Origin of the sequence: Natrinema salifodinae, from assembly GCF_900110455.1 — an archaeon.
GTDB classification, from domain to species: Archaea; Halobacteriota; Halobacteria; order Halobacteriales; family Natrialbaceae; genus Natrinema; species Natrinema salifodinae.
Genome location: NZ_FOIS01000001.1, coordinates 253,524 through 273,216, shown reverse-complemented (window position 1 = coordinate 273,216; position 19,693 = coordinate 253,524). Strand labels below are relative to the sequence as shown.

General features: G+C 65.9%; 21 protein-coding genes. 7 read left to right on the top strand and 14 right to left on the bottom strand.

Annotated features, from left to right (window positions below; genetic code table 11):
• Nucleotides 1-521: 521 nt before the first annotated feature.
• Together BMY29_RS01220 and BMY29_RS01215 are read left to right on the top strand one after the other, a co-directional pair.
• Nucleotides 522-1,253, top strand: a complete 732-nt coding sequence (locus tag BMY29_RS01220; protein WP_049990311.1) for a histidine kinase N-terminal 7TM domain-containing protein — start codon at nucleotides 522-524, stop codon at nucleotides 1,251-1,253.
• 745 nt (nucleotides 1,254-1,998) lie between these two features.
• Complete coding sequence (locus BMY29_RS01215) at nucleotides 1,999-2,400, top strand: DUF7522 family protein (RefSeq protein WP_049990310.1); 402 nt, start codon at nucleotides 1,999-2,001, stop codon at nucleotides 2,398-2,400.
• Between the two features lie 354 nt (nucleotides 2,401-2,754).
• On the opposite strand, the gene BMY29_RS01210 is transcribed toward BMY29_RS01215, so the two are convergent.
• From BMY29_RS01210 to BMY29_RS01175, 9 genes are all read right to left on the bottom strand, one after another.
• Entirely contained in the window at nucleotides 2,755-5,208 is a 2,454-nt protein-coding gene (locus tag BMY29_RS01210) for a hypothetical protein (protein ID WP_049990309.1), read from the bottom strand.
• A gap of 69 nt (nucleotides 5,209-5,277) precedes the next feature.
• Complete coding sequence (locus BMY29_RS20815) at nucleotides 5,278-5,442, bottom strand: HVO_A0556 family zinc finger protein (RefSeq protein ID WP_173424908.1); 165 nt, start codon at nucleotides 5,440-5,442, stop codon at nucleotides 5,278-5,280.
• 94 nt (nucleotides 5,443-5,536) lie between these two features.
• Nucleotides 5,537-6,364 carry an undecaprenyl-diphosphate phosphatase gene (locus BMY29_RS01205; RefSeq protein ID WP_049990308.1) on the bottom strand — a complete coding sequence of 276 codons (828 nt, stop codon included), beginning with the start codon at nucleotides 6,362-6,364 and terminating at the stop codon, nucleotides 5,537-5,539.
• A gap of 119 nt (nucleotides 6,365-6,483) precedes the next feature.
• Nucleotides 6,484-8,286, bottom strand: a complete 1,803-nt coding sequence (gene glmS, locus BMY29_RS01200; RefSeq protein ID WP_049990387.1) for a glutamine--fructose-6-phosphate transaminase (isomerizing) — start codon at nucleotides 8,284-8,286, stop codon at nucleotides 6,484-6,486.
• Between the two features lie 2 nt (nucleotides 8,287-8,288).
• Complete coding sequence (locus BMY29_RS01195; protein ID WP_049990307.1) at nucleotides 8,289-9,464, bottom strand: sugar phosphate nucleotidyltransferase; 1,176 nt, start codon at nucleotides 9,462-9,464, stop codon at nucleotides 8,289-8,291.
• Between the two features lie 457 nt (nucleotides 9,465-9,921).
• Nucleotides 9,922-10,431, bottom strand: coding sequence for an SHOCT domain-containing protein (locus BMY29_RS01190; RefSeq protein WP_049990306.1), 510 nt, complete (start codon nucleotides 10,429-10,431; stop codon nucleotides 9,922-9,924).
• A 190-nt stretch (nucleotides 10,432-10,621) separates the two neighbouring features.
• Nucleotides 10,622-11,650 carry an NAD(P)H-dependent flavin oxidoreductase gene (locus tag BMY29_RS01185; protein WP_049990305.1) on the bottom strand — a complete coding sequence of 343 codons (1,029 nt, stop codon included), beginning with the start codon at nucleotides 11,648-11,650 and terminating at the stop codon, nucleotides 10,622-10,624.
• A gap of 16 nt (nucleotides 11,651-11,666) precedes the next feature.
• Nucleotides 11,667-12,182: a cyclic pyranopterin monophosphate synthase MoaC gene (gene moaC, locus BMY29_RS01180; RefSeq protein ID WP_049990304.1), complete on the bottom strand. Its 516-nt coding sequence runs from the start codon at nucleotides 12,180-12,182 to the stop codon at nucleotides 11,667-11,669.
• Complete coding sequence (locus BMY29_RS01175; RefSeq protein ID WP_049990303.1) at nucleotides 12,175-13,608, bottom strand: bifunctional ADP-dependent NAD(P)H-hydrate dehydratase/NAD(P)H-hydrate epimerase; 1,434 nt, start codon at nucleotides 13,606-13,608, stop codon at nucleotides 12,175-12,177. The genes moaC and BMY29_RS01175 overlap by 8 nt, the downstream gene beginning before the upstream one ends.
• A gap of 75 nt (nucleotides 13,609-13,683) precedes the next feature.
• Between BMY29_RS01175 and BMY29_RS01170 the strand changes: the two genes are divergently transcribed.
• Both BMY29_RS01170 and BMY29_RS20810 read left to right on the top strand, forming a co-directional pair.
• On the top strand, nucleotides 13,684-14,181 hold the full coding sequence (locus BMY29_RS01170; RefSeq protein WP_049990302.1) for a hypothetical protein: 498 nt from the start codon (nucleotides 13,684-13,686) through the stop codon (nucleotides 14,179-14,181).
• 184 nt (nucleotides 14,182-14,365) lie between these two features.
• On the top strand, nucleotides 14,366-14,524 hold the full coding sequence (locus BMY29_RS20810; protein WP_160290100.1) for a hypothetical protein: 159 nt from the start codon (nucleotides 14,366-14,368) through the stop codon (nucleotides 14,522-14,524).
• A gap of 27 nt (nucleotides 14,525-14,551) precedes the next feature.
• Here BMY29_RS20810 and BMY29_RS01165 read toward each other — a convergent pair whose 3' ends face one another.
• Nucleotides 14,552-14,830, bottom strand: coding sequence for an acylphosphatase (locus tag BMY29_RS01165; RefSeq protein WP_049990386.1), 279 nt, complete (start codon nucleotides 14,828-14,830; stop codon nucleotides 14,552-14,554).
• A gap of 124 nt (nucleotides 14,831-14,954) precedes the next feature.
• On the opposite strand from BMY29_RS01165, the gene BMY29_RS01160 reads away from it, so the two are divergent.
• Entirely contained in the window at nucleotides 14,955-15,995 is a 1,041-nt protein-coding gene (locus BMY29_RS01160) for an MBL fold metallo-hydrolase (RefSeq protein ID WP_241471284.1), read from the top strand.
• 53 nt (nucleotides 15,996-16,048) lie between these two features.
• On the opposite strand, the gene BMY29_RS01155 is transcribed toward BMY29_RS01160, so the two are convergent.
• Nucleotides 16,049-16,585 (bottom strand): metal-dependent hydrolase, encoded by a 537-nt coding sequence (locus tag BMY29_RS01155; protein WP_049990300.1) that lies wholly within the window; start codon nucleotides 16,583-16,585, stop codon nucleotides 16,049-16,051.
• Between the two features lie 183 nt (nucleotides 16,586-16,768).
• Between BMY29_RS01155 and BMY29_RS01150 the strand changes: the two genes are divergently transcribed.
• Nucleotides 16,769-17,017 carry a hypothetical protein gene (locus tag BMY29_RS01150; RefSeq protein WP_049990299.1) on the top strand — a complete coding sequence of 83 codons (249 nt, stop codon included), beginning with the start codon at nucleotides 16,769-16,771 and terminating at the stop codon, nucleotides 17,015-17,017.
• A 72-nt stretch (nucleotides 17,018-17,089) separates the two neighbouring features.
• Here the strand turns inward: BMY29_RS01150 and BMY29_RS01145 are convergent, their stop codons facing one another.
• A complete protein-coding gene (locus tag BMY29_RS01145; protein WP_049990298.1) occupies nucleotides 17,090-17,971 on the bottom strand; it encodes a DNA-3-methyladenine glycosylase family protein in 882 nt (293 codons plus the stop codon).
• A 206-nt stretch (nucleotides 17,972-18,177) separates the two neighbouring features.
• Between BMY29_RS01145 and BMY29_RS01140 the strand changes: the two genes are divergently transcribed.
• Nucleotides 18,178-18,672 (top strand): DUF555 domain-containing protein, encoded by a 495-nt coding sequence (locus BMY29_RS01140; RefSeq protein WP_049990297.1) that lies wholly within the window; start codon nucleotides 18,178-18,180, stop codon nucleotides 18,670-18,672.
• Between the two features lie 277 nt (nucleotides 18,673-18,949).
• On the opposite strand, the gene BMY29_RS01135 is transcribed toward BMY29_RS01140, so the two are convergent.
• Together BMY29_RS01135 and BMY29_RS21355 are read right to left on the bottom strand one after the other, a co-directional pair.
• Nucleotides 18,950-19,186, bottom strand: a complete 237-nt coding sequence (locus tag BMY29_RS01135; protein ID WP_049990296.1) for a UPF0058 family protein — start codon at nucleotides 19,184-19,186, stop codon at nucleotides 18,950-18,952.
• 282 nt (nucleotides 19,187-19,468) lie between these two features.
• A complete protein-coding gene (locus BMY29_RS21355) occupies nucleotides 19,469-19,648 on the bottom strand; it encodes a DUF7836 family putative zinc-binding protein (protein WP_049990295.1) in 180 nt (59 codons plus the stop codon).
• Between the last annotated feature and the right edge of the window lie 45 nt (nucleotides 19,649-19,693).

The window sequence follows — 19,693 nt, the reverse complement described above, 5'->3', positions numbered from 1 at the left end:
TATTGATAATCAGCGCCCCGCAGAACGCTTACAGCGGCGTCTTGAAGCGGCGCCGTCTGGCGATTTTCCGTTTGCCGGCTCAATCGGCGCGAATACACTACTGTATTCCTACATGACACTACCAATAAATTTGGGCGGACTCATCACCGAGAGATAGTTCGCGCGCACCGACAACGCGATGAAATCATCGTGATATGACATCAATCACCATCGTCGCATAACCGCGTATTTTGACCAGAGATCCTTCTCATCGATTGTGTGTTTGCAATCATAGTTTTGACACTACATTCCGCTACCTGGTAACATCGTATCCCACCCAAACGAAGCTACCTCTTGCAGTAGCGATCACAGTCTCAAACCAGTAGCCTAAAAATCACTTCGGAGAAATTGACAGTATATAACAAAGAGCCACAGCGGGAGTATGAGCTCGTATCGACTCGCTATCGGGCGACCATCACCGTTGCCGTCGCAGTAGTTCGGAAAAGAGGAAAATACAAGTTGGACGACTGTTCACCACAGTTATGAACACGATTCACTGGATACCGTGGGTACTCGCTTCGGGAGCGGTTCTCGTTGCTCTCTCGATCTACCCCTACACCGCAACGGCGATCGCATATCGCGGAAGTGATAACGGGCTTGCATATATTCTTCTCGTGATGGGTGTCGGTATTTGGAACGCGATGTTCGCTGCGCAACTGTTGGATCAAGATCCGCTCGTCAAAGGATTCTTTCTCTCGCTGAGTATCGTCGGCGCCTCGTTGGCCGGGCTCGGTTGGTTTCTGTTTGCCGGAACTGCCAGCAGTACGACGACCGTTCCGAATCACCAGCTGATCTACGGAATAAGTGCCGTCTTTGTGGGAATCAACATCTTTCTCGTCATCACGTCCCCTGCACACGAACTGTACTGGGTTGCGTTAGCCGAGACGACGGCTTTTCCCGCGTTCGCTGAAATCACCCCGAAACCGCTGTACTGGCTGCAAACGGTGTTCCTCATCGTCTTGTTCAGCGCGGGGACGACCCTGTTTGCCGAAGCCTGGAAATCCGGGATCAGCACCCGATACACCGGCGCTTACATGGTCGGCGGCATCAGTACGATAGTGGCTCTCGTCGGAAGCAATCTCGTGTATCCCGGTGGGATGACGGTCGCACCGCTTGCTGCTGCCGCTCTCACGACGGTCGGATGGCTACAAGCGAATCGCGGCTGCCTGTTCGCAAAGTGTCGATCGTATTTGGAGATCGTTGAACTCCCGTAACGCGCGGACCCACTCGCCTTGGCAGTCGGAGACGGCGGACGATCGAAGCACTCTATTCTACCTCCGAAGACCCGGACGGAGAGATCGACAAATCCAACGCTAAACCCATCCGCTCGAACATCCAGATGGATTCGACGTTCGAAGACGAAACTCGAGAACCGACCGCAACACGCCCGGGCTCCGCCTGGCGAGCGACCGCGAGTAGAATGACTCCGTCGTGGACGGAGGGTGGCGGTCGGATTCCCTGCGATTCCCTGAGAGGCCGACCACGGACTCCCGATCTCGGGTCGACCGGCCGAAGATGTTGCCGCCATCGACTTGATCGTTCTGGCCGCAGGGAGCACGATGGTGTCGGTCAGCGCGATCGGCCGAGTCGGAGTCGCGGTGCGCTGCGGTGCCGGTCCGAGCGCGTCGTCGAATCCGGTGGCCGGACGGGAGTCCACGCCGATCTACGGGTGACCCTCTACGCCGGTGTCGGTCGCAACCGGGCTTCCCGAAGACGGCCGCCGCCCAGTCGCCCGCGGCTGGACGAACTTTGACGCGATCACGCTGTTACGCCGCGATCGGAACGCGTCGCAAGGCGGAAGAGCAGTATGTCGACGAGCTACTGTCGGAAGTTGGGCGAGCAAATGACCAGGTCACTTCGTTTCGCTGTCCCTGCGATGCGCTGCTAGGGCGTCTCAATAACGGCAAGTACGGCGTCTGGCCCCTATCCTTATAATAGTTAGAAGACAGATCACACACAATGATACTCGAAGCTGAGCGGGTTCGCGACCAGCTTGCGTCCAGATTCGGTGATGACCTCCGAAGCGTCGGCTACTACGACGAAGGAGACAACGACCACGTGTATATCCGGGAGGATATCGAAGCCGAGTACGACGCTGCGGATCTGGAGAACGTCTTTCGAGAGGCCCGGCTCGAAGCGATCGATCAGGATCACCAGGAATCGCTGTACGTTCACGGCGAGTTGCAGTGCGTCTTGCGATGCTTCGAGAAGGCGATAGAGGTACACCTCATCAAGAATCAACAGAAGGGGGTCGTCGCTGCCGTCGAGACCGGCGCAATCGACGATCTGCAGGGAACGATCGAATCCGCAGTCGGTGCGATGGACGGTGCTGACTCCGCAGGGAGTCGCGGCTTGTTCTAGTGAGTCGTGCCCGATCGGAACGATCGGGTGTTCCGAGAGGGATCAACAACTGTGACGTGACCGAACGGCACTCGTCGCGGTGAGTACGACGACGTCTCACCACGAATCCATCGGATCGCCTAGCGAGCTGGCTACTCGCGTAGTTCGAGCTGGACGGCGATCTCGACCCCCCATCGACGAGAGAGTACGAGCGCCGCGTGCGGGAAATCGAGCCGAGACCGATGCAGCGCGCGGTTTCTTGTCCATCGACCCGCGCGTGCCGACGATCGTCGCCCGGAACGACAGCACTGCTCGGGCCCGTCCCGGACGCGTTCGAGTGACGGCGACGATCGGTCGAGACCGAGAGGGCGCGGCTTACACCGCGACCGAGACCGACTGGCCGTTCAGGACGTCGGCCTCGGAGACGGTCGCCGTCCGATCGCCGACCGCGTAGTCGCCGGCGTAGGGCACCGTCACCGTCGCCCGGCCGTCGTCTCCGACGACCACCGCACGCTCGTAAGTGAACGACTCCCCGGACGCGGACGCGTCGGTCTCGACGGTCACGGTCTCGCCAGGCGTCCCGCTCACTTCGAGGGTCGCCCCCGGAACGATCGCGAACGCCGCGACGTCGTCACCGACGAAGATCGCCTGGTAGTGCGTGAGCCCGTCCGTCCCGTCCCCGCCGGTCCCGTAGTCCTCGAGCAACCGCGTCTGTGCGCTGTCGGCCGACAGGTCCCCGTCGATATCGGTCACGACGACGTAGCCGACCCGCCCGTCGAACCGGTCGTACCAGCCGTCGGGATCGGAACTGGTCCGGAACTCCCCGTAATTGCTCTGAGCGTAGCCGTAACCCTGGGACTCGCCGTTCACGAAGTGGTTGTACATCCGGTTGTCGCCCCACTCGCTCAAGACGAAGGTCTCCGGGTACGTTCGGTCCGCGGCCTCGGCGTGGTCCTCGATCGCGCTCGCCGCCGCGACCTGTCCGTCGCCGTGTGTCACGTCACCCGTCAGTCCCGGCACGTAGATCAGACTCAGGCCGAACACGAGCAGGCCGATTCCGAGCAGGTAGCCGATCGCTCGCCCGTCGGGAAGCGAAATCGCGGGCACGGACGCCCGGCCTCCGTCGGAGACGATCGCCGAACCGTCCCGAGACCCGCCATCGAGAGCCGCGTCCGCATCGCGGAACGGCATTGGCGTCCGCGCCAGGTCGACGACCGCGAGCAACTGCACGAACCCTAACCCGGTGAGTACGGCCAGCGGAATCGCCAACTGCCCGGCGAAGCGAACCTGGATCCCCGCGAGCACGAGCAGGTACCCCGTATAGGTCCCGACGAGTAACCACCCGGGTTCGTACTGCCGATACACGCGCCAGGCGACCCAGCCGAACACGACCAGCGCGACGTAGAATCCCATCCCGAGCTGGTACATCGGCCCGAAGAAGACGGCGTACTCCGTCGCGAACAGCGAAGCCGTCTCGGTCGCCCCCTCGCGGAAGAACAGGTCGTCGAGCCGGGCCATCGCTTCCGCCCAGTCCTCGGGCCGCACCCACCGAAAGAGGAGCAGCCCGCCGGCCGCGACCAGGCCGTCGAGCGCGAGCAAGGCACCGTGGTGGACCGATCGGTCCAGGCGCCGCCACAGTTCGCCGAGCGCGGTCACGACGACGGCCCCGCCGAGGACCAGCGCCGGCGTGGTCGCGACGAACTCCGCGTGCCACCCCCAGCGGTGGTGCAGGGCCAGCGAGAGCGCGCTCCCGACGGCCAGGCCGGCGAGCACCGGCAGGTTCGCCCGCGCCGGCGACACGCCGTCGCGAGCGTCCATCGCGACGCGGACCGCGATGTATCCCGCCAGCGGCACCAACAGCAGCGGCGAGCCGCCCCAGGCGTGGGTCCCGGCCGCGACCGAGAGCCCGAACCCGAGCGCAACGACCCACGTCGTCGGTGTCCGGAGATGCGCCCGAACGGCAACCCGCCGATCGACACCGCGTTCGATGCGGCGCTGGAGATCGACGGCGAGCCAGGCGAGTGTTACCAGCGTGATTCCGAGCCAGACGTACTGGTGGAGCTGGTGGTCCAGAAAGCCCAGTCCCGTATAGACCGCGTGGACGGGCGTCACCGCGAAGACGAGCACGGACGCGATCCCCACGCGGACGTCCCGCGTCAGCAAGACGGCGAGCTCGTAGATCACGAGTCCGAGCGCGACGGAGGCGACGACGGGTAACCAGGCCGCGACCGTCTCGGCCGCCCCTTCTCCGCCGCCGAGCAACTCGGCGAGAAACCAGTTCGTCGCGTGTGCGAGCGGTCGCGTCCAGGTGCCGCCGGTCGAGGGCCCTCCCACGACGCCGTAATCCGTCGGTCCCGAGGCGGTCGCCAGGAGTTCCCGCATCCAGTAGCGAAAGTAGTAGGGATCGTTCCCGGGCGAAACGACGTAGCCCTGCTGGAACACCGATCGGTAGGCGGTCATCCGGGCCCCGGCGACGACGACCAGCGAACAGAGCAGCGCCGCCAGCGCGCGACGATCGATGGCCTCCCGGAACCGTTCGAACCCGAGATCGGAACCGCCCGAGTCTGCTTCGAGTTCTTCACCTGCCGCCACCGCCTCGACGACGGCGGCGTCCGCAACCTGATAGCCGCCGTCGGCGTTCTCGACGATACCGCGAGAGACGAGTTCGCCGAATGTCCCCGAGTCCAGCGAAACGTCGTCGAACGACCAGGTCTCGTGCTCGGAATCGACCGCGAGGACGGCCTCGAGCGCGCGGTCGCCGTCGTCCCGGTCCTCGAGAAACGACGCCGTCGCGTCCGCGATCCGGCCCGAGTCGCCGTCAGTAGGCATCGTCCTGCAGGTGAGTGGTCGGGACTATCATGCTTTCGTTCCCGCCGGCCGCCGATCCTCGGACCGCCGTCACCACACCTGCGCGCCAGGCGTGTGGCAGTCGTCACAGATCACCGCCGCATTTCCGTGGTAGCTGTCCCGAACGAGAACCCCCTCCTCGCAGAACGAGCAATCTGCCCCGTCGAGCGCGTCGAGGACGGGATGACCGACAGTATCAGCGTCCGTCAGTTGCATCTAGTTGGCAGCAAGTCACGAGCGCGTTATAGTCCTTCTGGGGAGAACGAATTCCGTTCGGTCGGACCGCCCCCTACTGGCCCGACAGCGCTGATCACACGACGACGGAGACGACGCCCCCGCCGACGATCGCCAGGCCGCCGAGTCCGAAACAGACGACCCAGAACGGGACCCGATCGACGACGCGCATGAGGGCGTCGATCGTACAGTAGCCGACGACCGAACTGATCCCGAGCGCCGCCAGGGCGGGTCCCGGCGCGATTCCGGGTAGGCCGCCGGCGCCCACGACGGTGAGCGCAGCGGCGCCGAGACTCGCGGGGATCGACAGCAGAAAGGAGAGCCGGAACGCCGCCGGCGGGTCGTAGCTCCGGAACAGTAAGGTGCTCGTCGTCACGCCGGATCGCGAAATCCCGGGCAGGATCGCGACGCCCTGGACGGCGCCGACCAGAACCGAGTCGAGCAGCGTCGGCGCGTCGCGCACCCCCATCGACATCGACTCCGAACCCAACTGGAGAATTCCCGTGACCACCAGGAGGACGCCGATGAGCGCGATGAAGACGCCGCCGGTGAGCTGGCCGGCCAGATCGACCGCGAACAGGTACAACGGGATGCCGACCAGGCCCGTCACGAGCGAGGCGACCACGACGTACGAGGCGATGGCGTTTTCGCCGCTGTACGCAGCGCCGGGCCGCCAACCGGGCACCGCCCGCACGGCCGTCGCGATATCGTCCCGGTAGTAGACCGCCGCCGAGAGCGTCGTCCCGACCTGCAGGAAGAGCGCCAACTGCACCGCGTTGGCCGGATCGGTCCCCGCGAGCGTCAGAAACAGCGCCAGGTTGCCCTGACTCGAGACGGGCAACCACTCGACGATCCCTTGGACGATGCCGGCCAGCAACGCAACGAGAAATTCCGCGCGACTCACTGGTGATGGTGCGACACTGTCAGTACTTAAATACGTGCGATTCGATTCGACGGCTGCAGTAGGAAGAACGACGGTCGGTCACTCACCGGCCTGTTCGAAAGCGATACGCCGCGACCGACTCATTCGACCGTCACGCTCTTTGCCAGGTGCCGCGGTTTGTCGATCGACCGGCCCAACTGATTCGCGACCCGGTAGGCCACCAGCTGTAACTGGACGTTCGCGAGCACCGACGCACCGAGGTCGTCGACGGCCGGGATCTCGAGGACGTGATCGGCGTAGCGCGCTACGTCGGAGACCCCGTCGGTGATCGCGACGACGGGCGCGTCGCGGGCCTCGACTTCCTTGACGTTCCCGATCGTCTTCCGCGCGGCCTCGTCGTCGCCGGTGACGACGGCGAACACGGGCGTGTTCTCGCTCACGAGCGCGAGCGGGCCGTGTTTGAGCTCGCCGGCGGCGAACCCCTCGGCGTGTTTGTACGTGATCTCCTTCATCTTCAGCGCGCCCTCGAGGGCGACCGGATAGTGGTACCCTCGACCGACGAAGAAGTAGGCGTCGGCGTCGACGTACGCCTCGGCGATTTCCGTCGCGGTCGTGGTCTCGAGGACGGTCTGGACGTGTCCGGGTACGTCCCGGATCGCCTCGAGTTCCGCCCTCGTCGCCTCGCCGCCGAGTTCGAACGCCAACAGCGCCAGCGCGAGCTGCTGGCTCGCGAACGTCTTCGTCGCGGCGACGCCGATTTCGGGCCCGGCCCGGATGTAGAGGGCGTGATCGCACTCCCGCGCGGCCGAGCTCGCGACCGTGTTCGTCACTGCCAGCGTCGTTGCGCCGGCGCCGTCGGCCGCGCGTAGGGCCCGCAGCGTGTCGGCGGTCTCGCCGCTCTGGGTGACGCCGACGACGAGCGTGTCCGAATCGACCGGTACCCGCTCGCGCGTGTACTCGCTGGCGAGGAACGCCTGGGCGGACACGCCGGCGGCGCGAAGCCGTTCCGCGCCGAACAGCGCCGCGTGGTAGGAGGTTCCGCAGGCGACGAACTGGACCGGGCCGGAGTGATCGAGATCGGCGATATCCTCGAGGGCGACCGTCCCGTCGAGTTCGTCGATCCGGCCTCGCAGACACTGGCGCAGGGCCGTGGGCTGCTCGCGGATCTCCTTGAGCATGTAGTGGTCGTAGCCCCCCTTCCCGACGTCGTCGGCGTCCCACGAGACCGTCTCCGGCTCGCGGTCGACGATCCCGCCCTCGGAATCGGTCACGACCGCGCCGTCCCCAGTCAATCGGACGAACTCGTCGTCCTCGACGTAGCGGACCCGATCGGTGTGCTCGACGAACGCGGGCACGTCGCTCGCCAGGTACGTCCCGTCGTCGCCGAGCCCGACGACGAGCGGGGAGTCCTTCCGAGCCGCGTACACCGTCTCCGCGCCGTCGAAGACCGCGGCGATCGCGTAACTGCCCTCGAGTTGATCGATCGCCAGGCGAAAGGCCTCCTCGGGGTCGGCGCCGCGGTCGAGGTAGCGGCCGATCAGATGCGGGACGACTTCGGTGTCGGTCTCGCTTCGAAACTCGACGCCGGCGGCGGCGAGGTCGTCGCGCAGTCGCTGGTAGTTCTCGATGATGCCGTTATGGACGACGGAGACCCGTCCCTCGTCGTCGCTGTGGGGATGGGCGTTGACGTCCGACGGCGCGCCGTGGGTGCTCCAGCGCGTGTGGCCGATCCCGACGCGTTCGCCCGCGTGCTCACCCCTCGGCACCGCGGCTTCGAGCGCCGACAGCTCGCCCTCGGTCTTGTGGACCGTCATCGACGGCGTCGGCACGGCCAGGCCGGCGGAGTCGTAGCCGCGGTACTCGAGGCGCGCGAGCCCGTCGAGAACGACGTCCACGGCGTCGGCCCCGTCGGTCGAGCCGACGTATCCGATGATGCCGCACACGGTCACCGCACCTCCGTCTCGCCGTCGATCGTTCCCCGGACGGTCGCGCCGGCGGTGACGACGGCGTCGGCACCGACCATCGCGCCAGGCGCGTAGGTTACCCCGCCGCCGTCGCGGACGCGATCCGCGAGCAACGCGCCTAACTGCTCGTCCTCGTGGACCCGGTCGCCGACGCGGACGTCGCCCGGGCCGCCGACGACGGTCGAGCCCGCGCCGATTCGGACGCCGCGACCGGTGACGCAGTCGACGAGCGTGGCGTTCGAGCCGACGCGCGTATCGGCGTCAACGACGCTGCGCTCGACGACGGCGTTCGCACCGACCGTCGCGTTCTCGCCGAGGGCGACGTGCGGCCCGACGACGGCCCCTGGTCCGATAACGCAGTCGGCCGAAATCGCGACCGGTTCGACGACGGTCGCCGACTCGTGGACCCGAGCGTCCGACGACACTCGGTGCTCGACGTCGGCGTCGCTCTCGAACAGCGTCTCCGTCACGTCGAGCAGGTCCCACGGGTACGTGGCGTCGATCCACAGCCCGTCGGATTCGACCCCGCGGACGGGCTCTCCGGCGTCGATCGCGTTCGCGATGCCGTCGACGAGCGAGTATTCGGTTAACTGCGGCTCCGGACCGCGCAGGTACTCGAACAGTTTCGGCTCGAAGGCGTAGATGCCCGCGTTGAGGCGATAGCTACGATCGTCACGCGGGCGCTCGACGAGCTCCGCAACGTCCCCGTCATCGTCGAGGATCACGCCGCCGTAGTCTGCCACGTCCGCGTGACGGATGAGCCCCAGCGTCGCGACCGCGCCGCCGTCGTGGGCGTCCCGAACGTCCTCGATGATCCCCTTCGCGACGAGCTGATCGCCGTTGAGGACCAGACAGGGCTCCGAAACCGCGGCTTCGGCCGCCAGAAGGGCGTGGCCGCTCCCGAGCTGTTTGTCCTGGACGACGTACTCGATCGACGCGTCGCGGTACGTCGAGCCGAAGTGCGACTGCACGTGCGTTCGACCGTAGCCGACGACAACGGTGAGCTCCGTGATCCCGGCGTCGACAAGCGCGTCGAAGACGTGCTCGAGGATCGGCGCGGTCGCCGCGGGCAGCATCGGCTTCGGCCGGTGTTTCGTCAACGGCCGCAGCCGGGCCCCCTCGCCCGCCGCGAGAACCACCGCAGAACGGATCGTCATACCGAGAGTGACAGTCGCAGGTGACCATGATTCTTGTGGCTTTACGTGTCGGTCGTCGCTCCCGCCACCTGATCGAAACGACCAGCCGCCACCTGCCGGGTGACGACGGACCGGCCGAAACGGCTCCTCCCTCCCGTCGGAACCACTCAACGGGCCCGCTCGTAAGCAAGCCGCGCTGACGGACGCGGCGACTCTGCCGATCCCGAACGCGCCAACGCAGCGCTCGGTCCGGCCAGGCGTCCCGTCCCGATCCGGAAGTCGCGCTCCGTACGCCGGGTACGCCGCCAGGGCGATCAGTGGAAGAACGACCGTGAGAGCGACGAAGAGGAGAACGGCTATCACCGGCAGCGCCCGGGTGTACTAACAGTAGTCGCTGATCCGATTTCTGTATCCAGAGTCGCTCGTGAAAAGCGCAGCAAATACAGGGAGTACGGTTACTACGAGATGGCGGTCGTTCCTACGATTCGTCCGTTATTTCGACGGAGGTCTCATTTCCGGACGAGGATTTCGAATCGGCGGAGGGATCGTCCATCAGCTGCGCCATCTTCCGTTCGAACGTTTCCTCGCTAATCTCGCCCGCGACGTACCGCTCCTTGAGCTGTTGTTTCCGGTCTTCGATCGTCGGCTCTACTTTTTGCGCGACGTCGAATCGGCGAAGGTGCGGGTACTTCAGTTCGAGCCACTCGACGAGAGAAACCAGCCGATCGTCACGGGGGAGTGACGCGCTCCGGAGGACAGAGACGACGGTTGCAGCGAAAAACACCGCTGCGAACAGCCCGAGGACGAGCCCGACGACGACCCACTCCGCTGCTTCTCCGAGCATCGCCAACAGCACGAATTCCTCGCTGTAAGTCACGCCCCCCGATAGCACCGACAGACCGTCCAGTATTGCGATCAGACCGACGCCGACCAGCAGGATCGCAGTGGTCACGAATCCACCGAAATACAGCCACTGACGGGAGACCATATTTGGGATATCAGTACGGAACGCTGTTAAACGTATGGAGCCGGTAGACGTCGTTCAAGTCGCATACGGGGTCACTGAATTAAGGAATTCAGTTCCGGACCGCGTTTTGAAGAGCGAAATCGTGCCGCTACCGCCCGCTAACTCAACGGTTCGGACAGCGGCTCCGTGTCGCTCGTCGAGAACCTGGCGATCAGCCATCGCCGTTCGTCCGACCGGGCAGCCCCGAAATCGCCGTCCGCGTTTCCGAAACGAGATCGTCGACGAGCGCGCCGGCGGGCCGAACGTCGTCCGTCAGCCCGACGCTCTGGCCCGCGAACAGCGCCATGGCCCCGATATCGCCGTCGACGGTCGGCGTCGCGAGGGCCTCGTCGTAGCGTTCGATCCGCTCGCCAGTCTCGGTCGTCGCGACCGTGTCGTCCTCGCCCGGCCGCTCCCCCGCGGGCGGCCGGCCCGAGCGCTCCCACCGCTCGATCGTCTCGTTTCGCAGCACGCGATGGGGCGTTCCGGGCCAGCCCTTGTCGAAGAGCGTCGTATACTCGGTGTTGGTCTCCGCGCTCTCGCGGAGCCGTCGCTGGTACTCGTCGTGGACCCGCGCCTCCTCGGTCGCGACGAACCGCGTTCCCAGCCAGGCGCCGTCAGCGCCCAGCGCGAGCGCGGCGGCGATTCCACGGCCATCCCCGATTCCCCCGGCCGCGACGATCGGCACGTCGTCGCCGACCACGTCCGCGACGCGGGGCACGAGCGCCGTCGTCGCCACCTCGCTCTGGACGTGGCCGCCGGCCTCGAGCCCCTGCGTGACGATCGCGTCGACGCCGGCTTCGACCGCCTCGCGCGCCGCATCAGCGCTGCCGACGGTCTGGGCGACGAGTGCGCCCGCGTCGTGAATTCGATCGACGTAGGGGGCCGCGTCGCCGAACGAGAGGGTGACGATCTCGGCCCCGGCGTCGAGAACGGTCGCCAGGTGCTCGTCGGTGTCGACGACCGTCGTCGCGTCGTCCAGGACGAGGTTGACCGCGAACGGGTCGTCGGTCAGCGACCGGGTCTCGCGGACGACCCGCCGCGTGTCCTTGCGGTCGCGCCAGGTCACCGCCAGGTGGCCGAGGCCGCCGGCATTCGAGACGGCGGCCGCGAGTTCGGGGCAGGTCGCGCTTCCGATAGGCGCCTGGACGACCGGATACTCGATATCGAGCGCGTCACAGAGCGGTGTCTGCAGCGTCATTCCCGATACCAGTCGATTACCGCCGGCGTTTCTCCTTCTCGAGCACCCGCACGTTTTCGAGTCCGGTGTCGGGATACTGGCCCGCGTCGTCCTTCTCGACGGCCTTGACCATGTCCCAGACGACGTTCAGGCCGGTCGTGACGCCCTCGAGGGCTTCCATCTCGCAGCCCGTCTTGCCGGTGGTCTCGACGGCGACCCGAAGTTCGATCCGCTCCTCGGCGAGGTCGAACTCGGTGTCGACGTTCGTGATCGGGATCTGATGGCACATCGGGATCGTCTCCCAGGTGTGCTTGACCGCCTGGATCGCGCCGACGCGGGCGGTCGCGAGGACGTCACCCTTGCCGACTTGGTCCGCTCGAATCGCCTCGATCGTCGACGGCTGCAATCGGATCTCGCCGGCCGCGACCGCGCGGCGCTCGCTGTCGGGCTTGTCGCCGACGTCGACCATCTGGACGTCGCCCTCCTCGGTGGTGTGGGTCAGGTCGTCGGCGCCGGTTCCAGATCTAGTCGCCGCCTGATCGTCGTCAGTCATCGGACTCACCTCCGTCCCACAGGGCCGTCGGAATTTCGGTGAGCATATCGGAGGCGAGGAAGCCGTGGGTCTCGGTTGCGGCGAGCGACTCGCCGGCCAGGCCGTTGACGTACGCGCCGGCTGCCGCGGCATCGAGTGGATCGGCGTGCTCGAGCAAGGCTGCGACGATGCCGGCGAGCGTGTCGCCGGTGCCGCCGACCTTCATTCCGGCTGTGCCGGCCCGACTGATCCGGGTGCGCTCGCCGTCGGTCGCGACGTCGTCGACGCCCTTCGCGAGCACGACGTGGTCCAGGTCGGCGGCGAAGGCCTCGATCTCGTCGACCGCCTCGCGCAGCGAGTCGGTGTCGGGTCCGCCCATCCGGGCGAGTTCCCGACGGTTGGGCGTACAGACCAGCGTCGCGTCCGTTTCGATATCGGGGACGATCTCGAGGGCGTCCGCGTCGACGACCGCCGGGCCCGTGTAGGACTCGAGGAACTCCCGAGCGGCCGCCAGGGTCTCGTCGGCGGTTCCCAGTCCGGGCCCGATGACGACGATGTCGTCGTGGCGCTCGGCCGTGTCGACCAGGCCGTCGACTTGCTCCGGCGTGAGTCGCTCGCTCTCGTAAGGCTGGACGATGAGGTCCGCGGCGTACCCCTGGATCTCGCCGGCGACGGACTCGGGCGCGGCGACGAAGGACAGCTCCGCGCCGGCTCGGAGGGCCGCCTGGCCGGCCAGCGCCGGCGCGCCGGTGTAGGGCCCGCCGCCGATGACGAATATCCGCCCGTCGCGTCCGTCGGGCCGAGCGAGGGCCACGTCACCGGGGCCGACGAACCGCTCGGCCGCGGCTGGGATGCCGATGTCCGCGACGGTGACCTCGGCGTCGAGGTCCGCCAGGCCGGGTTTCGTGTCGTGGAAGGTGACGACGCGATCGGCGTCGACGCCGTTGGCGGCGTGGTCGCCCGCGTCGGCGTCGAAGCCGGAGGGGACGTCGACCGCGACGACGGTCGCGTCGGCCTCGTTGAGTTCGGCGGCGGCGGTCGCCGCGGGCTCCCGGAGGTCGCCGCTGATCCCCGTGCCGAGCATCGCGTCGACGACGACGTCCGCGTCGGGGAGCTCGAACTGCGCCGAATCCGTCACCTCCCGCGCGTCGTAGTCCGCCCGTTGAAGGGCGTCCCAGTTCTCGCGAGCGATGTCGGTGCCGATCAGGTTGGCGCGACCGAGCAGCAGCGTCGTGACGTCGTACTCGTCGAGAAAGCGGGCGGCGACGAACGCGTCGCCCCCGTTGTTCCCGCGCCCGGCGACGATGACGACCCGATCGCCCGGATCCGCGACCGCGCGGACCGCCCCGGCGACCGCGTGCCCGCTCGACTCCATCAGCTGCTTTCGCGGCACGCCCAGCGCCGCGGCGTTCTCGTCGACTGCGGCCATCCGCTCGCCCGTAATCATACGCGAGCGTTCGACCGGCCGACCGTTGAAGATTGCGGACGACACGCTGAAACGGTCGCGGCCCTGAGGGACGTCGTGAACGTCTTCTGGCTCGACGAGGACCCGCGCCTGGCCGCCCGCTATCACTGCGACCAGCACGTCAACAAGCTGCTGCTCGAGGCCGCGCAGGTGCTCTGCACCGCGGCCCGGGAGAACGGGTACGAGGCGGACTTCCTCTACAGCGCGACGCACGTCTCCCACCCCGTGACGAAGTGGGCCGCGGCGTCGCGAGCCAACTGGCGCCAACTGCGCGAGCACGCCGCGGCCCTCAACGCGGAGTTCGTCGACCGCTACGAGAAGGACGTGGATCACGCCAGTTGGACCGTGGTCGAGCGCATCGACCCCGACGAGATCGCGTTCCCGTCCGACGAGCCGACGCCGCGCCCGCAGGCGATGCCCGACGAGTACAAGCGGCCAGGCGACCCGGTGGCCGCCTACCGGGCTTACTACGCCGGCGAGAAAGCCGACTGGGCCGAATGGAAGTACACAGACGAACCGCCGTGGCTCGAGTCGTACCGCGCCGAGATCAAGTGAGGCGTTCCGGGCCGCGCTCACGGATTCTATCGGCCTCCGGTGTGGTCGTTCGGGACGAGATTGGCCGCGAACGTGAGCTCGGGGTTCTCGATCCCGTGCGACTCTTACACAATACCGATCGTTGGTTCTCGATGGCAAAACTATAGTTACGAAATCCTAAATAGCGCAGGTTCGTACCCACCGTATGGACCCGATCGACACCGATGCGTCTCTCGATATCCGTTCGAACGAATATCCCGATATCCCGTTCCAGCAGCCCGAGCTCGAGGTCTATATGGCCGGTACGCCGACCGTCGGGTTCCTGGAGTACGTCGAACTGGCAGTCGACGCGCTGTTTCGCTAACCGACGCGGTTCCCGTCGGTGATCGACTCAGTATCGGATCTCGAAGCCGTCTTCTCCCTGCGGATCTTCGAACTCGGACTCGACGTCGTCGACGTCGGCCGCCGGACTACCCTTGTGACACCACTCGATCATCGACTCGACGGCGTCGTCCGGCCCCTCGAAGACCGCCTCGACGCGGCCGTCGTCTAAGTTCTTCACCCAGCCGTCGACGCCCTTCTCGCGAGCCGTATCGCGTGTGTTCGCGCGGTAGTAGACGCCCTGTACCGTCCCGGAAACGAAGACGTGTGCGCGGGTTCGGTCCGCCATACGCGAGTGGTCGACGGCGGCGGACAAAAATCCGGCTCTCTCGTCGTTCGCGTCGCTCGCATCTCTCGCGACGGTCGCCGCGCGAAGCGACAACTGGAGATGCCTCGAGCCCCTACTGCGGCCAGTGACCGTACGGCATCGCGACGGCATCCACTTCGAACGCGAGGACGGCCAGGCCCACGTCGTCGCCGACGCGCGCAGCGCCGTCGGGGCGGTCAACGTGGTGAGCCACGCCCACGCCGATCACACGTTCCGGTCGACGCCGGAGACAGTCGTCTGCTCTGCCGAGACCGCGGCGATCGCCGAGGCCCGGACCGGCACCGGCTTCGAGTTCGTCGAGCGCGCTCCCGGCATCGAACTCGTTCCGGCCGGCCACGTCGTCGGCTCCCGCGCGGCGATCATCGACGTCGAGGAAGCGACCGCCGACGGTGACGGCCGCTCGGGTCGGTACTGCTACACCGGCGACTTCTCGACGCGGGACCGGTGCTACCTCGACGGGTTCGATCCCAGCGCCATCGACGCGGACGCGCTCGTCATGGAGACGACCTACGGTCGGCCCGAATACCGCTTCCCGCCCCAAGACGAGCTCGAGGCCGCGATCGCCGACTGGCTCCGCGACAACGACGACCGGCCGCTGTTCCTCTTCGGCTACTCGCTGGGCCGTGCCCAGAAGCTGCAGTGGCTGGCCCGTCAGGCGACCGCCGACGCCGACCGCGAAATCCTCGTCTCCGAATCGATCCACGACGTGAACCAGGCGATCGAGCGCGCGACCGGATCCGACGACGAGGACGGACTCTCGTTCCCGGGTCGGCCCTACGACTCGCTGCGCGGTCTGACCGACGAGCTCGTGATCCTCCCGTCGAACCAGGCGCGCGCCGACTGGGTCGAGACGGCCGTCGACCGCGAGGACGGGCTGAAGGCGGGTTTCTCGGGGTGGGCCGTCGACGACTCCTTTCGCTATCGGGGGAATTACGACGTCACGTTCCCGCTGACGGATCACTGCGATTTCGACGAACTCGTGGCCGCGGTCCGCGCGATCGATCCCGAGGTCGTCTACACGCACCACGGCGCCGACGAGGCGTTCGCGGACGTCCTCGCGACCGAGTACGGCTATCGGGCGCAGCCGTTGAAACGAGCACAGACCACGTTGGACGAGTTTTGCTGATCCGGTCGTTCGCTCTTTTCGCTCCTTTCGCCCCGTTCGAACCGAAATCGAAGCTACCGGAGGCCCGGGCAGCCGTCGACGCACCAGACTCCGAGTGCGAAGACGAACAGTGCGGTATTAGCCAGGAAGAACAGCAGTGGATCGGTGAACGGAGACGCGACCAGTTCGATGACTGCGGGCGGCTCGAAAAGCGACTCGCCGTAATCGAACGCGGGAGCGGAGAGGAACGGCCAGAACAGAAACTCGGAGCCGAAGGGATAGCCGAGGAACGCGCGCGGCGGCAGATCTGCCAGCGGGTGAGAGAGGTGTGCGATTACGAACGCGGTCGCGAGTTCGACTCGGCCGCGGACGAGCGCAACGGCGTAGACGATCCCGATCAACGCTCCGGCGAACAACAGGGAGTGAGCGAGCGTTCGACCGCTGGGAAGGATCCCGAACCCCCAGGCGAGCGGTTTGTCGATCAGATCGGCGAACTGCGAGCCGAGCACGACCGCCAGTACCGGTCCCGGACGCGGCGGCCGCCGAAACCGTCCGTGACAGTAGATCGAATACAGGAGGTACGCGACGCCGAGGTGTCCCCAAGGCCACATCGAATCCGCGTATACGACTCGCTTGGATAGCTAGTCGGACCCTACGTTTCTCGGCGTCCGGTCGTCGGGGACGACTGCCGGTCTCTCGACCGACGCTGCGCCGCTCGACTCGCGGTCTCTGTAACCGCGACCCCCGAGGAACCCCACGGTTTTAGCCCGCCGAGACTGTCAACAACGACTACTGTGGGGATCATCGACCGCTTCGAGGAAGAGTATCTCGAGGTCTCGGGGAGGCGTGCCACGCTCCGCGAACTGCTCGAGTTGCTCGCCGGCGCGATCCTGTTCGTCGTCGGTGCGAGCGCGCTCGCGTACTACCTGCTCGGCCCAGAGATCGCGCGCTGGGTCGCCGGCGCGCTGGTCGTCGTGTTCGCGATCACGCTCGTCTCGCAGGCCTACTGGGCCGTGGCGGGCCGCGAGGATTACGAGGAGTAGCTCGGCGTCCGCCCTCGGTAGCCGGGCTCCGTTACGCCCTCGTTTCGTCGCGGCGAGCGCCGCGGATCGGCCTCACTCGCCGGTCCGCAGGTGATGGAAGATGTACGTCTGGGCATATCCCGCGTACTCGCCGCCCAGGCGCTCGCGGATCGCCCGCGAGGTCGCGGCGTACGATCCGCAGTCGCAGTCCGGGTAGTAGTCCTCGATCGCCGACTTGATCCAGGTATCGAGCGGGACGGCCTGGTCGAAGTCCAACGAGAACAGCAACACGCAGTCGGCCACCTTGTCGCCGACGCCGACGAACCGCGTGAGGTACTCCCGGGCCGCCTCGTACTCCATGTCTCGTGCCTCGGCCGGGTGAGCCGCTCCGTCCGCGACCATCTCGGCCGTCCGGACGACGTAGGGCGCGCGGTAGCCAAGCCCCAGGTCGCGGAGTTCGGCTTCGGTCGCGGCCGCGAGCTGTTCCGGGGTCGGGAACGCGTGGTAGGTCTCGCCGTCGAACGCGATCGGATCGCCGTACTCGCGGGCCAGCGTCGAGACCATCGTGTGGATCCGACCGACGCGCATCTGGGCCGAGCAGATAAAGGCGATCAGCGTTCCGAACGGCGGGTCTTCGACCAAGCGAAGCCCGCGGTGGGCCTCGTAGGCCTCGCGGAGCAGCGGATCGTCCGGCGCGGCCGCGACGATTTCCTCGAGGTCGTCGTCCAGACGCAGCAGCCGGCGCACGAGCGGCTCGGCGTCGGTCGTCGACTCCCACTCCAGCAGTCCGTCGCGGCTCCTGACGCGGATCACGTCGCCGTCGACGATCGTCGAGTACCAGGCGCCGGGCGCGGGCTCGCCGCCGTACATCGCGCCGTCCTCGCGCCGCCAGAGGTAGCTCTGTCCGCTCTCGAGGGTCCGGTAGAGATCGAGGCCGCCCGAGAGGTCGTCGATCGGGATCGTTCCCGTTGCCATTCGTTCGTCCCTTCGAGAGCGCAGGCATTTGCCTTTCGAAGCGGCGTGCTTGCGCCGGCGTCAGCCACCCGTGTGGTCAGGCATCGCCAGGCGGGTTCGATCGCGACCCGAATCCGTCCATCGGCCGCCGGTGACGGTCCACAAAAGTGGAATGGATCGCGTTCACGAGGCGAACCTTCTTACTGTAGGCGATACAATGTCTAGGTATGAATTGCAGGGTTGTCGTCGAAGCTGCTGTGCCGGTCTTCGACGTTGAGACGGAAGACGAGGCGATCCGCATCGCCATCTCGAAGACGGGAGAGATGTTGAACCCTGATCTGAACTACGTCGAGATCAACATGGGCGAGCGAACCTCCCCATCGGGGGAGGAGCTTCCGCCCGCGTTCATCGCGGCCGACGAGGCGCTCGTCGCGCTCGAACTGGAGATGACCGTCTTCAACGTCGAGCGCGAGGAACACGCCTCGCGCATCGCACGGAAGGAGATCGGCCAGCGACTCGAAAACATCCCCCTGGAGGTCACGCACGTCGAAGTCCTCGAGGAAGAGGAGATCGACGACGAGACGGCCGACGACGAGTCGTCGAACTCGGATACCGACGCCGAATCGGCCGATGAGAGTGTTACAGCGACCGACGACGACGCCGACGAAACGAACGAGGACGACGACGAAATTCTTCCCGAGTTCGAGGACCTCGTCGAATAATCGCAGATTGAGACTTCCGGTCTCCGAGGTTCCGGCGGGTCGGCCGCGAGACGACCGCCTCTCCAGTTCATATTTTCCGGCAGCAGCCGACAGTGACGAGGAGCCCGCTGCACGGGGAGTCAGCGGTGGCGGAGCAGCGTCTGAGGGGACGCGGCAGAGAGCAGCTGCATGAGCGCAGCACGACGGTGAGAGACACAAGGGAGAGTGCCCGAGACGATGTTTCAGCGGCAGCCTTGCCAGTGTGAACTGTAGTCGATCGGAGGATGCGACGAGATGTTCAGTCGGCGGTTGCGGCGACGGCTTCCTGCTCCCCTTCACGCATGTTCTTCGTGATTCCCCCGGCGAGCGCAAAAACAGCAGCTTTGTGGTCGGTTTTCGACTTGTGGATCGATGTCGGTCGAATACCGAGCGACTCGTACTCTTCGAGGTCGATCTGACAATTGTCCCACTCGCTACACTGGTTCGATACCTCCGCCAGAAGGCCGTGCAGGTGAATGAGCTCCTGTTTCTTCATAACCATGCACTCCTACCCACTGCAGGGTTATATTATTATCTTGAGTCGCGTTAACACGCAACCTCTATCGTTTCACCGCTGTATCGGCATTCGAGACGATTCGAATGCAGTGCCTACGCGAACGAAACCGCACGCCGGTACCTCGTTATAATTTTATTTCTCACCGTAACTGATTGTTTCTTCCCAGCATCCGACAGGCGAATTGCTGCTAGTTAAACCGTTATTACTCCTGTAACGACGGCGGCGAAAATGCGAATTCGACAACCGATATCGGGAGGGGATTCAACCGAGTTGTTTCAACGTCTGAAGATCACGGTCCGTCCGCATGAACTCGGCAGTCCGACGCGACGCGTGACAGTTCGGACAGTGAAACATCTCGGCGGCCATCGGAAGTTCGCCCGGAGAAACCTGCCAATCTTTCGCACATTCGGGGCACAACAGTCGGACGGTCGTTTCGTCCATGTTAATATCCAACACACGAGGTCAGAAAAACTTTGCCGCGATTTC